The organism is Caballeronia sp. Lep1P3 (assembly GCF_022879595.1).
Lineage (GTDB): Bacteria > Pseudomonadota > Gammaproteobacteria > Burkholderiales > Burkholderiaceae > Caballeronia.
The window spans coordinates 179,021-192,103 of sequence record NZ_CP084266.1 but is presented as its reverse complement, the minus strand read 5'-3'; the positions used below and the strand labels follow the sequence as shown (position 1 = coordinate 192,103).

Annotated in this window: 11 protein-coding genes; 5 read left to right on the top strand and 6 right to left on the bottom strand. The window is 63.6% G+C overall.

Annotated features, from left to right (window positions below):
* Window positions 1-55: 55 nt before the first annotated feature.
* Entirely contained in the window at window positions 56-943 is an 888-nt protein-coding gene (locus tag LDZ27_RS15365; protein WP_244816849.1) for a polyprenyl synthetase family protein, read from the bottom strand.
* Window positions 940-1,275, bottom strand: coding sequence for an exodeoxyribonuclease VII small subunit (locus LDZ27_RS15360; RefSeq protein ID WP_244816848.1), 336 nt, complete (start codon window positions 1,273-1,275; stop codon window positions 940-942). The genes LDZ27_RS15365 and LDZ27_RS15360 overlap by 4 nt, the downstream gene beginning before the upstream one ends.
* Before the next feature lie 312 nt (window positions 1,276-1,587).
* On the opposite strand from LDZ27_RS15360, the gene LDZ27_RS15355 reads away from it, so the two are divergent.
* Together LDZ27_RS15355 and LDZ27_RS15350 are read left to right on the top strand one after the other, a co-directional pair.
* Entirely contained in the window at window positions 1,588-2,694 is a 1,107-nt protein-coding gene (locus LDZ27_RS15355) for an aromatic ring-hydroxylating dioxygenase subunit alpha (protein ID WP_244816847.1), read from the top strand.
* A 109-nt stretch (window positions 2,695-2,803) separates the two neighbouring features.
* The gene (locus LDZ27_RS15350) at window positions 2,804-3,673 is read left to right on the top strand and encodes a sulfurtransferase (protein ID WP_244816846.1); all 870 of its coding nucleotides are present in this window, start codon (window positions 2,804-2,806) and stop codon (window positions 3,671-3,673) included.
* 5 nt (window positions 3,674-3,678) lie between these two features.
* On the opposite strand, the gene LDZ27_RS15345 is transcribed toward LDZ27_RS15350, so the two are convergent.
* The 3 genes from LDZ27_RS15345 to polA all read right to left on the bottom strand — a co-directional run bounded on the left by LDZ27_RS15345 (window position 3,679) and on the right by polA (window position 9,017).
* Window positions 3,679-4,554 (bottom strand): dienelactone hydrolase family protein, encoded by an 876-nt coding sequence (locus LDZ27_RS15345; protein ID WP_244816845.1) that lies wholly within the window; start codon window positions 4,552-4,554, stop codon window positions 3,679-3,681.
* Window positions 4,555-4,785: 231 nt separating this feature from the next.
* Entirely contained in the window at window positions 4,786-6,150 is a 1,365-nt protein-coding gene (locus tag LDZ27_RS15340; protein ID WP_244816844.1) for an NAD(P)/FAD-dependent oxidoreductase, read from the bottom strand.
* A gap of 128 nt (window positions 6,151-6,278) precedes the next feature.
* Window positions 6,279-9,017, bottom strand: coding sequence for a DNA polymerase I (gene polA / locus LDZ27_RS15335; protein WP_244817289.1), 2,739 nt, complete (start codon window positions 9,015-9,017; stop codon window positions 6,279-6,281).
* A gap of 1 nt (window position 9,018) precedes the next feature.
* On the opposite strand from polA, the gene LDZ27_RS15330 reads away from it, so the two are divergent.
* On the top strand, window positions 9,019-9,768 hold the full coding sequence (locus tag LDZ27_RS15330) for a TIGR00730 family Rossman fold protein (protein ID WP_244816843.1): 750 nt from the start codon (window positions 9,019-9,021) through the stop codon (window positions 9,766-9,768).
* A 131-nt stretch (window positions 9,769-9,899) separates the two neighbouring features.
* Here LDZ27_RS15330 and LDZ27_RS15325 read toward each other — a convergent pair whose 3' ends face one another.
* On the bottom strand, window positions 9,900-11,426 hold the full coding sequence (locus LDZ27_RS15325; RefSeq protein ID WP_244816842.1) for an AMP nucleosidase: 1,527 nt from the start codon (window positions 11,424-11,426) through the stop codon (window positions 9,900-9,902).
* Between the two features lie 174 nt (window positions 11,427-11,600).
* On the opposite strand from LDZ27_RS15325, the gene LDZ27_RS15320 reads away from it, so the two are divergent.
* Together LDZ27_RS15320 and LDZ27_RS15315 are read left to right on the top strand one after the other, a co-directional pair.
* Window positions 11,601-12,011 (top strand): hypothetical protein, encoded by a 411-nt coding sequence (locus tag LDZ27_RS15320; RefSeq protein ID WP_244816841.1) that lies wholly within the window; start codon window positions 11,601-11,603, stop codon window positions 12,009-12,011.
* 88 nt (window positions 12,012-12,099) lie between these two features.
* Window positions 12,100-13,077, top strand: coding sequence for a homoserine kinase (locus tag LDZ27_RS15315; RefSeq protein WP_244816840.1), 978 nt, complete (start codon window positions 12,100-12,102; stop codon window positions 13,075-13,077).
* The last annotated feature ends 6 nt before the right edge of the window (window positions 13,078-13,083 follow it).

Sequence of the window (13,083 nt, the reverse complement as noted above, 5' to 3'; positions counted from 1 at the left end):
GCGTGATTCGTTCAGCGCGAATGTTGCGCCGTGGGGTCCGTCACGCGTTCAACAATCAATGCGCCCGGTTCACGACCAGGTCGGCGAGTTCGGCGAGGCGCTGGGCGCGCGGGCCGAACGGCTCAATAGCGGCGTGCGCGTCGCGCCCGAGTTGGGCGGCGAGTTCGCGCGACGCGTCCAGTCCGATGACGGACACGTAAGTCGGTTTGTCGTGCTGCGCGTCCTTGCCGGCGGTTTTGCCGAGCGTGGCCGAGTCGGCGGTGACATCGAGAATATCGTCCACGACCTGAAACGCGAGGCCGATGGCGGCAGCGTACTTGTCCAGCGCGGCGAGCGCGTCGGCGCCGGGCCGCTCGCCCGCGAGCGCACCCATGCGCACGGACGCGCGCAGCAGTGCGCCCGTCTTTTTGCGATGCATCGTCTCGAGTTCGGGCCGCGACAGCTTGCGCCCGACGCTTTCGAGGTCGATGGCCTGCCCGCCCGCCATGCCCACCGAGCCGCTCGCGACCGCCAGTTCGCGCACGAGCGCGGCCTGCTGGCTGTCGGTGAGGCCGTTGCCTTCGGCCGTCAGCGCGATGAACGCCTGCGATTGCAGCGCGTCGCCGACGAGCAGTGCCGTCGCTTCGTCATATTGGATGTGTACCGTGGGCTTGCCGCGGCGCAGGGCGTCGTCGTCCATTGCGGGCATGTCGTCGTGCACGAGCGAATAGACGTGAATCATTTCGAGCGCGACGCTCGCCGCTTCGACCGCTTGCGTGGCCGCGCCGGTCAGTTCGCCCGCCGCGTGCACCAGCAGCGGGCGCACGCGCTTGCCGCCGCCGAGCACCGCGTAGCGCATGGCTTCGTGCAGGCGCGCGGGCGCGACGTCCGTGGCCGGCAGATAATGCTCGAGCGCGGTTTCGACGCGGTCGAGCGTGGCGCGCATCCATTGGTCGAAGGTCATAGGTCGTCGTCCCCGTTGTCGTTCGTTGCTCCGGCACCCTGGGCGGCGCGCTGGACCTCGGCGGGCAGCGGCTTGAGCGTCTCGCCGTCGAGCACGCGAACCTGCTGCTCGACTTTTTCGAGCTGTTGTTGGCAAAAGCCCACAAGCGCCGCGCCTCGGCGGTACGCTGCAAGCGATTCCTCGAGACTCAGCGCGCCTTCTTCCATGCGCGCCACGAGCGATTCGAGTTCGGCCAGCGCCGCTTCGTAATTCTCCGGAAGCGACGCGGCGTCCGCGCCCGGCGCGTGCGCGCCGGCTTCTTCGCCCGATGCCTCTGCTGCGGTCTTCGCCATGAATCGTGGATGTGCAGTTGAAAATTGGAACCAAGTCGCACATTCTACGGCAAAAGCCAAATTTTCGACCCGCACCCCGCGCGTTCCCAAATGCAAGCGTCGCGCAACGCCGCAAACGCGCACGCACGCCGCAATCGGACTTGCGCGGCGTCACACAAACCCGCATTAAGCGGAACCTTCGCGACAATTTATACCCAAATCAAGACCTTATGCGCCCCGGCGTGGCGGATTTCGGTATAATCGCGGGCTCCCTAAATCGAATCTTCGATGGTTGGGTTGTTCACTGCTTTCACGTCTTCATCGGGAGTGGGAATGTCCAATCTGAGCAATGCATTGCAGTTGAAAGCAGTACATAGCCAACTGCCAGTCACGGCTTACTTTGACGAAGCGCTTCTTACGCGCGAACTCGACATACTTTTCAAGCAGGGTCCACGCTATATCGGGCACGAACTCATGGTCCCCGAAGCGGGGAACTATTTCGCGCTTCCGGGCGAGGGCGAAGGGCGCGTGCTCGTTCGCAATCAGCAGAATCAAATCGAACTGCTCTCGAACGTGTGCCGTCACCGTCAGGCAATCATGCTGAACGGGCGTGGCAGCGCGGAGAACATCGTCTGCCCGCTGCATCGCTGGACCTACGATCTCAATGGGCAATTGCTCGGCGCGCCGCATTTCGCCGACAAACCGTGCCTGAATCTCGGCGCCACGCCGCTGCAGAACTGGCAAGGCCTGCTCTTCGAGGCCGAAGGCCGCAACGTCGCGGCCGATCTCGCCAAACTCGGCACGGCGCGTCACTTCGACTTCTCGGGCTTCATGTTCGATCACGTCGAAGTGCACGAGTGCAATTACAACTGGAAGACCTTTATCGAGGTCTATCTGGAGGATTACCACGTCGCGCCGTTCCATCCGGGCCTCGGCAGTTTCGTCTCGTGCGACAACCTCGAGTGGGAATTCGGCGACTGGTACAGCGTGCAGACGGTCGGCGTTCACAAGAATCTGGAGAAGCCCGGCAGCCCGACCTACCGGAAATGGCACGATCAGGTCCTGCGTTTCCGTAATGGCGCGCCGCCGGACTTCGGCGCCATCTGGATGGTGTATTACCCCGGCCTCATGATCGAGTGGTATCCGCATGTGCTGGTCGTGTCCTGGCTCATTCCGCGCGGCACGCAGAAGACCACGAACATCGTCGAGTTCTATTACCCCGAGGAAATCGCGCTCTTCGAACGCGAGTTCATCGAGGCGGAACGCGCCGCGTATCTGGAAACCGCGCGCGAGGACGACGAAATCGGCGAGCGCATGGACGCGGGCCGGCGCGCGCTGATGTCGCGCGGCGAGAACCAGGTCGGGCCGTATCAGAGTCCGATGGAATCGGGCATGCAACACTTCCACGAGTTCCTGCGGCATCAGCTCGGCACCATCTGAACGCTGTTCAACCATCACAAGAGACGGGCTTTCGGGCCCGTTTTCTTGTTTACACTTAAGTATCGACGCAGTTCCACGCCACGCACGCCGAAGACCATCAGGAGCCGTCATGCCGCACACTCACTACACCACGCTCATTTCGGCGGGCAATCTCGCCGAACGGCTCGCCGCCGCGCCCGGCAGCGTGCTCGTCTTCGATTGCCGCTTCGATCTCGCCGCGCCCGATGCAGGCGAAGCCGCGTATGCCGCGGGCCACATTCCCGGCGCGCATTATCTGCATCTCGACCGCGACCTCTCCGGCACGAAAACGGGCACGAATGGCCGGCATCCGTTGCCGGAGCGCGCGGCGCTCGTCGCAAAGCTCGCGGGACTGGGGCTGAACGAGGGCCAGCAGGTCGTCGCGTATGACGCGCAAGGCGGCATGTACGCCGCGCGTCTCTGGTGGCTCCTGCGCTGGCTCGGGCACGATTCCGTCGCGCTGCTCGATGGCGGCCTGCAGGCGTGGGAAGCATCGGGCCAGCCGCTCGACACCGCCGTGCCGCCGACGACGCAGGGCACGTTCAAGGCCGGCCAGCCGCTGCAGGTCACGATCGATGCGCAAGCGATCGCGCGCAGCATCGGCACGCGCGAGCATCTGCTGATCGATGCGCGCGCCGCCGACCGCTATCGCGGCGAGAACGAAACGCTCGATCCCGTCGGCGGCCACATTCCCGGCGCCCTCAATCACTTCTTCAAGAACAATCTGTCGCCGGAAGGCCGCTTCAAGACCGCGCACGAACTACGCGAAACGTTCGGCTCGCTGATCGGCGCGACGCCCGCGGATCACGTCGTGCTGCAGTGCGGATCGGGCGTGACCGCATGCCACAACGCACTCGCGATGGAAATCGCCGGGCTGCACGGCGCAGCGCTCTATCCCGGCTCGTGGAGCGAATGGAGCGCCGATCCGGGCCGCCCCGTCGCGACCGGCGCGAATCCGTAATCCACTTATTTGACGCCGTGCTCGCGGAACCACGCGAGCGCGCGTTTCCAGCCGTCCTCGGCGTCCGCCTTGCGATAGCTCGGCCGATAATCCGCGAAAAACGCGTGCGGCGCGTCGTCATAAACGACGAATTGCGAGCCGCGCGCGCTCGGCGGACCGTTCGCGATTGCCTGCTTCATCGCTTCGATGGTGTCCTGCGGGATGCTCTGATCCTGCCGGCCATACAGACCAAGCACGGGCACCTTGAGTTCGGCGGCGTTATCGATCGGATTGCTCGGCGTGTTCGCCGTCTTGTTGCCGGTGAGCCGCCCATACCACGCGACAGCCGCCTTCACGTGCGGATTGTGCTCCGCGTACAGCCACGTAATGCGCCCGCCCCAGCAAAATCCGTTAATGCCGAGCCGCTTCAGATCGCCGCCATGCTCGCCCGCCCACTTCACCGTTTCGTCGATGTCGGAGATCACTTGCGCGTCTGTCACCTTGGACACGAGCTGATCGTTGAGCTGCTGAATCGACGGATACGCCGATGCATCGCCTTGTCGTGTGTAAAGATCGGGCGCGATGGCGAGATAGCCCTGCTTGGCGAACCGGCGGCAGACATCGGCGATATGTTCGTGCACGCCGAAAATCTCGTGAATCACGATGATGACCGGCAAATGCGTCTTGCCCTTCGGCTGCGCGCGATACGCCGGGACGAGCGTGCCGTCCGCGCCGCGCACGCCGATCGCGCCTGCCTCGAGGCCATCGGCATCGGTGTGAATCGTCTGCGCTGAAACGGGCAGCACGGCAGCCGCGAAGCCTGTGCCGAAAGCGGCCTTGATGAAGTTGCGCCGGTTGAACGGAACGTGCGGGATGAGACTGTCGACTTCAGGGGTCAGCATACGAAGCTCCTGCGGCAAGAGCCGCCAAAGCGCCGCCGATGCGAGCGCGCTGGCGTCGTCGAGCCACAGCCGCACCGATGGCGCTGAACCGGAAACCGCGCCTGCCCGATCACGCGAGGCACGAGCGCGGCGCTACACGACTGGATTCGGGCGATAAAGCCGCATGCCCGCGCGCGCGATGATTACGCGCGCCGCTCATTCTAAACAGCTTGCCGTGCGACTGCGCGCCGGTCAGTGCAGTTTCACACGCGGCGCGGTGGACCGGCGCAGCCAGTGCGCGAACGTGTCGAGGACCATGCGCGCGTAGCCATGCAGCGCCGCGACATGCAGCCGATACAGCGACATGTACATGAACCGCGCGAAGAGTCCTTCGATCAGCATGTTGCCGCCGATCAGCCCGCCCATCAGATTGCCGACCGCGCTGTAATGCCCGAGCGACACCAGCGACCCGAAATCGCGATACGTGTATTCCGGCAGCGGCTTGCCCTGCATGCGCCGCTCGAACGCCTTGAACAGAAAGCTCGCCTGCTGATGCGCCGCCTGCGCGCGCGGCGGCACGTTGCGCTCGTTGCCCGGCCACGGACACGCGGCGCAATCGCCGAGCGCGAAGATGTCGTCGTCGGTTTCGGTTTGCAGCGTGCGGCGCACGATCAACTGGCCGAGCCGGTTGGTCGGCAAGCCGTCGAGCCGAGTCAACACGGCGGGCGCCTTGATGCCGGCCGCCCAGACGGTCAAATCCGCCCGGATAATCTTGCCGCTCGCCGTGCGTATGGAATCGCGCGAGACCTGCGCGACGGTTTCACCCGTCAACAGTGTCACGCCGAGCTTCGTGAGCAGTTCGGCGGTGGCCGACGACACGCGCTCCTGCAACGCGGGCAGAATGCGTGGCCCCGCTTCGATCAGCGCGATGCCGATGTCGTGCTTCGGATCGAGCTTGTGCAGGCCGTAGGCGGACAGCACTTGCGCCGTGTTGCGCAATTCCGCCGACAGTTCGACGCCCGTTGCGCCGGCGCCGACGATCGCGATCTGAATGCGCGGCGCGGCTTCCATCACGCGCTCCTCCTCGACGCCCGCCGCGACAGGCTCGGGCGCGAAGTGCTCGGCGCGCATGCACGCCGCGATCAGCCGCTTGCGAAAGAGTTCGGCCTGGCCGACGGTATCGAGCGCGATCGAATACTCCTGCGCGCCCTCGACGCCGAAGAAATGCGTCGTGCTGCCGATGGCGATCACGAGCGTGTCGTATTCCAGTTCGCGCTCGGGCAGCAGTTCGCCGGCTTCGTCGTCGCGCAGTGCGCCGATCGTGATGCGTCTCGCCGCACGATTCAAACCAACGAGTTCGCCCTGCTGAAATTCGAAGCCATGCCAGAGCGCCTGCGCCGCGTATTCGAGTTCCTGCGTGAACGGGTCCATGCTGCCCGCGGCGACTTCGTGCAGGAGCGGCTTCCAGATGTGCGTCGGATTGCGGTCGACGAGCGTGACCTGCGCGCGCGGAGGTTTCGAGTCGGCCTTGCCTTCGCTCGAGCCGAAACGGTCGCCGAGCCGCGTCGCGAGTTCGAGACCGCCGGCCCCGCCGCCGACGATGATGAAGCGGTGCATGAAGCTCTCCCTCTGTCTTGAAGATGCGCAAGGCGCCGTTGCTCGCCCGATGACTCATTGTGCGTGAGTTGGCGCTGCATTCACAAGCGCCGCCGCCGCATGCCGGGCATACGCTCGTTGCCGATGCTTCAGTGCGCCTCTTCCCAGTTGTTGCCGACGCCCACTTCCGCGACGAGCGGCACCTTCAGCGCCGCGACGCCGCACATCAGCTCGGGCAGGCGCTTGCGCACGTCCGGCAGTTCCTCTTCGGGCACTTCGAGCACGAGTTCATCGTGGACCTGCATGATCATCTTCGTGCGCAGGCCCGCGCTTTCGATCCAGTCCTGCACCGCGATCATCGACATCTTGATGAGGTCGGCGGCCGTGCCCTGCATCGGCGCGTTGATGGCCGCGCGCTCCGCCGCCTGACGGCGCGGCCCGCTGCCGCCGTTGATTTCGGGGAGCCACAGACGCCGCCCGAACACGGTCTCGACGAAGCCGTTCATCTTCGCGGTCGTGCGCGTGATGTCCATATACGCGGCGACGCCCGGATAGCGCGCGAAATATCGGTCGATATAGAGCTTCGCGGCATCGCGCGTGATGCCGAGATTCGACGCGAGCCCGAACGAACTCATGCCGTAGATCAGGCCGAAGTTGATGACCTTCGCGATGCGCCGCTGATCGTTGTCGACTTCGAGCGGCGTCACGCTGAAGACTTCGGACGCGGTGGCGCGATGCACGTCCTCGCCTTCCTTGAACGCGCGCATCAGCGATTCATCGCCGGAAATATGCGCCATGATGCGAAGTTCGATCTGCGAATAATCCGCCGACACGATCTTGCTTCCCGGCGGCGCGATGAACGCCTCGCGAATGCGCCGCCCTTCGCCGGTGCGCACGGGGATATTCTGCAGATTCGGCTCGTTCGACGACAGGCGCCCCGTCACCGCGACGGCCTGCGCGTAGTTCGTATGGACGCGCCCCGTCGACGGATTGACCATGCGCGGCAGCTTGTCCGTATAGGTGGACTTGAGCTTCGACAGCGCGCGATGTTCGAGCAGCACTTTGGGCAACGGATAGTCTTCGGCGAGTTTCTGCAGCACTTCTTCGTCGGTGGAAGGCGCGCCGCTCGGCGTCTTCTTCACGACGGGCAGTTGCAGCTTCTCGAAGAAAATCTGGCCGATCTGTTTCGGCGACCCGAGATTGAACTCGCCGCCCGCGTGCTCGTACGCTTCGGCCTGCAACTCGATTAGCCTCTTCGCGATCTCAGTGCTCTGCGCATCGAGCTTCTCGCGATCGATCAGCACGCCGTTGCGCTCGATCTTGCGCAGCACGCGCGAAGTCGGCATCTCGATGTCGCGATACACGCGCAGCAAGCCTTCTTCCTCTTCGACTTGCGGATACAGCGTCCGATGCAGGCGCAGCGTGATATCCGAGTCTTCGGCGGCGTATTCGGCGGCTTTCTCGAGCGGCACTTCGTCGAAGCCGATCTGCGAAGCGCCCTTGCCCGCGACGTCTTCGTACTTGATGGTCTTCACGCCGAGATGCCGCAGCGCGAGGTTGTCCATGTCATGCGGACGATGCGACTCCAGCACATACGACTGCAGCAGCGTGTCGTGCTCCACGCCGCGCAATTCGATGCCGTGATTCGCCAGAACCTGCTCGTCGTACTTCAGATGCTGGCCGACCTTTTTCTTCGATGCATCTTCGAGCCACGGCTTGAGCTTCGCGAGCACTTCGTCGCGCGGCAGTTGCACGGGCGCGTCCGGCCCGCGATGCGCGACCGGAATATACGCCGCGTGTCCCGCTTCGACCGCCACCGACACGCCCACGATCTGCGCGACCATCGGATCGAGGGACGTGGTTTCCGTATCGAACGACGTGATATCCGCGGCGTCGATGCGCGCGAGCCAGGCATCGAGCTGCTCCCACGTCTGCACGGTCTCGTAGTGATGAACGATCTCGGTGACTTCGGCGGGCGGCGTGTCGGTCGGGCCTTCGACGGCATCCGCTATTTCGATTTCGCGCAGCCACGTCTTGAAGCCATGACGCAGGAACACGTCGCGCAGTTCATCGCGCGCTTCGGGGCGCGTCTGCAATGTCTCTTCGATGGAGTCGATCTGCGAAGCCAGGTCGCATTGCGTGTGCACGGTCACGAGCTTTTGCGCCATCGGCAGGAAGTCGAGAGCCTTGCGCAGATTGTCTCCTACCGCACCTTTGATCTCGCTTGCGTGTGCGACGATGCCATCGAGCGTTTCGTATGCAGTGAGCCATTTGAGCGCCGTCTTGGGTCCGCACTTTTCGACGCCGGGCACGTTGTCGACCGTATCGCCGATGAGCGAAAGATAATCGACGATGCGTTCCGGAGGCACGCCGAACTTCGCCATGACGCCTGCGCGATCGAGCGTTTCGTTGGTCATCGTATTGATGAGGGTGACATGATCCGTCACGAGTTGAGCCAGATCCTTATCGCCCGTCGACACGATTACTTTCATGCCGCGTTTTTCGGCCTGCACCGCGAGCGTACCGATGACGTCGTCGGCTTCCACGCCTTCGATCATGACGAGCGGCCAGCCGAGCGCGCGCACTGCCACATGGATGGGCTCGATCTGCTTGCTCAAGTCATCGGGCATCGAAGGACGGTTAGCCTTGTAGTCGGCGTACCAGTCGTCGCGGAAAGTCTTGCCCTTCGCGTCGAAGATGCACGCGCTATACTCTGCATTGATTTCGCGGCGCAGGCGCCGCAACATGTTCACCATCCCATACAGTGCGCCGGTGGGACCGCCGTCGGGACCACGCAGGTCAGGCATCGCATGGTAAGCCCGGTACAAGTAGCTAGAACCGTCGACCAATAGCAGGGTCTTACCTTCAAGACTGAGTTCTTCAGGCATTATGAACAAGAGAAAAGTGATTCCGAGTCTGCGATCACTCGCAGATCAAGAGCGCGCGACGGCCAAAAAGGCTCGCGCATCGTGGCAGATGTTCACGATTATGGCAGAGTTTATCGAGGCGACCGAGTACCTCTCGGAGATCCGTCCTGCCATCAGCATCTATGGTTCGGCACGTCTGAAACCGGAGTCGCCGTACTATCAGCGCACCATCGAAATCGCGCAAAAATTCTCGGATGCGGGCTTCGCCGTGATCTCGGGCGGCGGTCCCGGCATCATGGAAGCGGCCAACAAGGGCGCGCATGCGGGCAAGTCTCCGTCGGTGGGTCTCAACATCGAATTGCCGCACGAACAGTCCGGCAATCAATGGCAGGACATCTCACTGCGCTTTCGTCACTTCTTCACGCGCAAGGTCACGTTCGTCAAGAATTCGGATGCGGTCGTGGTGATGCCCGGTGGCTTCGGCACGCTCGATGAACTTGCCGAAGTGCTCACGCTCATTCAGACGAAGAAGTCGCGCCATGTGCCGATCGTGCTGGTCGGCGCGGAGTTCTGGGCGGGCCTGCTCGACTGGTTCAAGAACACGCTGCTGACCAATGGCGTGATCAGCGAGAAGGACCTGGATCTCATGCAAGTCATCGACGAGCCGGATCAGGTGCTCGACGCTGTATTGCGGTTCTATGAGGAGCGCGAGCAGGCAGCGGAGGCGCCGGCTGAAAGCAAGTCGGATGAGGATCGAATGTTTTATTTGTGATGCGTGAAGACGACGAGGCCGACGTTATGCGTTGGCCTCGTCTCTTTCATGCATGCCATGCTCTTCAATCACGAGCGCTGGACAAAGGCACTGCGGGCGGCGCCATAACGCCCGCTTTCGATCGACGCAGCTTACTGAAACGCCACCTCCGCAAAGCTCCGCAACTTGCGCGAATGCAGCTTCGACAAGCCGTTCATTCGCAGCAACTCCATTGCCTTCACGCCAATCTGCAAGTGCTGATCCACCTGCGCGCGATAAAACTGATCCGCCATTCCCGGCAGCTTGAGTTCGCCATGCAGCGGTTTATCGGATACGCATAGCAGCGTTCCATACGGCACGCGAAAGCGAAAGCCGTTCGCGGCGATCGTCGCGCTTTCCATATCCAGCGCAATCGCGCGGCTTTGCGACAGCCGCTGCACCGGCTCGCGATGCTCCCGCAATTCCCAGTTGCGATTATCGACGCTCGCGACCGTCCCCGTCCGCATCACGCGCTTGAGTTCGACGCCTTCGAGCTGCGTCACCTGCGCGACAGCCTTCTCCAGCGCGACCTGCACTTCCGCGAGCGCGGGAATCGGCACCCAGAGCGGCAAATCGGCATCGAGCACATGATCCTCACGCACATAGCCGTGCGCGAGCACGTAGTCGCCCAGACGCTGCGTGTTGCGCAGCCCCGCGCAGTGGCCGAGCATGATCCACGCGTGCGGACGCAGCACCGCGATGTGATCCGTGATCGTCTTCGCGTTGGACGGTCCCACGCCGATATTCACCATCGTGATGCCGCTGCCGTCGGCGCGCTTCAGGTGATACGCCGGCATCTGCGGCAGACGCGCGGGCGACGCGCCTTCCTCGGGTTGCTCGCCGAGATTCGCGTTGTACGTGATGACATCGCCCGGCTCCACGAACGACGAATACTCGCTGCGATACGCGCGCGTCTCTTCATCGTCGGCGCGCGACATCAGCGCGCGGCCGAGCTTCACGAACTCGTCGATGTAGAACTGATAGTTCGTGTACAGCACGTAGTTCTGGAAATGCGTCGGCGAAGTCGCCGTGTAATGCCGCAGCCGATGCAGCGAAAAATCCACGCGCGCCGCCGTGAAGAGCGCGAGCGGATGCGGCTCGCCCGCCGCCGGCTCGTATGTGCCGTTCACGATGCGGTCGTCGAGGAGCGCGAGATCGGGCGTATCGAACACGTTGCGCATCGCGAGCAGGCGGTCGCGGTCGAGATCGCCTTCGAGATGGATGCCTTCCGCGAACGCGAAGTGAATGGGAATCGGCTGGGCCGATACGCCCACTTCGATGCCTACGTGATGATTCTTGGCAAGGAGCCGCAGCTGCTCGCGGTAGTAGTCGCCAAAGAGGTCGGGGCGCGTGATCGTCGTCTCGAAGATGCCCGGCCCGGCGACGAAGCCGTAAGAGCGGCGCGAATCGATGTGCGTATTGAGTTCGGTCCGGATGCGCACGAACGGATAGCACGCGCGCACGCGATGCGCGAACTGCTCGTTGCGACGGTAGCGCGCGAAGGCATCGCGCAAGAAGGCGGTATTCGCTTCGTAGATCGCGGAAAGGCGCGTGACCGCGGCGACGGGATCGTCGAAAGATTCGGTCGGGAAGTCGTTGGCGGGCGTGCCCTGCGTGGTCAGCGTGCGGTCGGTTGTCATGATCTTGTATCCGTCTTGAATGCCTCTCGGTCAAACGACATTAACACGGAAGAATGCGCGCGCCATGAAGCCCCTATCGCGCGGCGGCCCGCGTTTCGCGATTCCGACGCTGAACCGGCAGCGCGTAGGCGTCACTAGGGTTTGCTAGAATCCGGCCATCCCTGGAGAACTATCATGAAGCCGCTTCTTTCTGCCGCCGCCGCGGCAGTCCTCGCCGCCGCGAGCATTGGCGCGAACGCGCAGCCGATGCCGAACGTGAATCCACAGGCGGCGCAACCGGCGGCGCACGCCATGTCGCCGGAAGAAGCAGCGGGCCTTCCCGATCTCAAGTCCATCAATCGCCCGCCCGCGAACGTCAGTTCCAAGGTCGAGATTTCGCCCCCGCGCACGCCGAGCTTTCACGAATTGAGCCCGAACGGGACGGAAATCACCGAGTATCGCGACAAGGGCAAGCCGGTCGAGATCAACGTGCATTCGAATTTCGGCACGCGTTATCAGATGAGCGCGCCGGCGGACACGTCGCCGCAAGTGCGCGACAACGGCCGCGCTAGCACGCGCCTGCCGTCCGTGAATCTGCGTTACTGACATCGCCCATTAGCTTGGAGCCCGCTCACTTCGAGCGGGCTTCGTCATTCGGCCCGCCACGGGCCATTCACCGACCGACGTTTCCTGCATGGCCGTATTCACCCCCGTCTCTGACGCCGAACTCGGCGACTGGCTGCAACATTACGATCTCGGCGATGCCGTCGAATTTCGCGGCATCCAGTCGGGCATCGAGAACAGCAACTTCTTTCTCACGACGACGCATGGCGAGTACGTGCTGACGATCTTCGAAAATCTCAGCTCGACGCAGCTTCCGTTCTATCTGGACCTGATGCGCCATCTCGCGTCGCATCGCGTGCCGGTGCCCGATCCGATGCCGCGCCGCGACGGGTCGCTCTTCGGCATGCTGAATGGCAAGCCCGCAGCCATCGTCACGAAGCTCGAAGGCGCGCCGGAACTCGTGCCGACGCCCGCGCACTGCATCGAAGTCGGGCAGATGCTCGCGCGCATGCACCTCGCGGGCCGCGATTTCGCGCGGCATCAGCCGAATCTGCGCAGCTTGGCGTGGTGGCAGGAGAACGTGCCCGCCATCGTCGGGTTTCTGAGCGCGAGCCAGCGCGCGCTGATCGAGTCGGAACTCGCGCATCAGGCCGCGTTCTTCAGTTCGGCCGACTACGCCGCGCTGCCCGAAGGCCCCTGCCATTGCGATCTTTTCCGCGACAACGTGCTCTTCGCGCACGGCATCGACCACGCGCGGCTCGGCGGGTTCTTCGACTTCTACTTCGCGGGCGTCGACAAGTGGCTCTTCGACGTCGCCGTGACGGTGAACGACTGGTGCATCGATCTCGCGACGGGCGCGCTCGACGCCGCGCGCGTCGATGCGCTCCTGCGCGCCTATCAGACCGTGCGCCCGTTCACGCCGGCCGAAGAGCGCCACTGGAACGACATGCTGCGCGCCGGCGCCATGCGTTTCTGGGTCTCGCGCCTGTATGACTTTCATCGTCCGCGCGAAGCGCAAATGCTGAACGCGCACGATCCCGGCCACTTCGAACGCATCCTGCGCGAGCGCGTCAGCGCCGCGGCCGCGTCTTCCTCCGCTCAACGGTAATCCTGC

Coding starts and splice junctions, on each gene's coding strand:
- LDZ27_RS15365 (WP_244816849.1), bottom strand. CDS start 943: ATGACCTTCGACCAATGGATGCGCGCCACGCTCGACCGCGTCGAAACC.
- LDZ27_RS15360 (WP_244816848.1), bottom strand. CDS start 1,275: ATGGCGAAGACCGCAGCAGAGGCATCGGGCGAAGAAGCCGGCGCGCAC.
- LDZ27_RS15355 (WP_244816847.1), top strand. CDS start 1,588: ATGTCCAATCTGAGCAATGCATTGCAGTTGAAAGCAGTACATAGCCAA.
- LDZ27_RS15350 (WP_244816846.1), top strand. CDS start 2,804: ATGCCGCACACTCACTACACCACGCTCATTTCGGCGGGCAATCTCGCC.
- LDZ27_RS15345 (WP_244816845.1), bottom strand. CDS start 4,554: ATGCTGACCCCTGAAGTCGACAGTCTCATCCCGCACGTTCCGTTCAAC.
- LDZ27_RS15340 (WP_244816844.1), bottom strand. CDS start 6,150: ATGCACCGCTTCATCATCGTCGGCGGCGGGGCCGGCGGTCTCGAACTC.
- polA (WP_244817289.1), bottom strand. CDS start 9,017: ATGCCTGAAGAACTCAGTCTTGAAGGTAAGACCCTGCTATTGGTCGAC.
- LDZ27_RS15330 (WP_244816843.1), top strand. CDS start 9,019: ATGAACAAGAGAAAAGTGATTCCGAGTCTGCGATCACTCGCAGATCAA.
- LDZ27_RS15325 (WP_244816842.1), bottom strand. CDS start 11,426: ATGACAACCGACCGCACGCTGACCACGCAGGGCACGCCCGCCAACGAC.
- LDZ27_RS15320 (WP_244816841.1), top strand. CDS start 11,601: ATGAAGCCGCTTCTTTCTGCCGCCGCCGCGGCAGTCCTCGCCGCCGCG.
- LDZ27_RS15315 (WP_244816840.1), top strand. CDS start 12,100: ATGGCCGTATTCACCCCCGTCTCTGACGCCGAACTCGGCGACTGGCTG.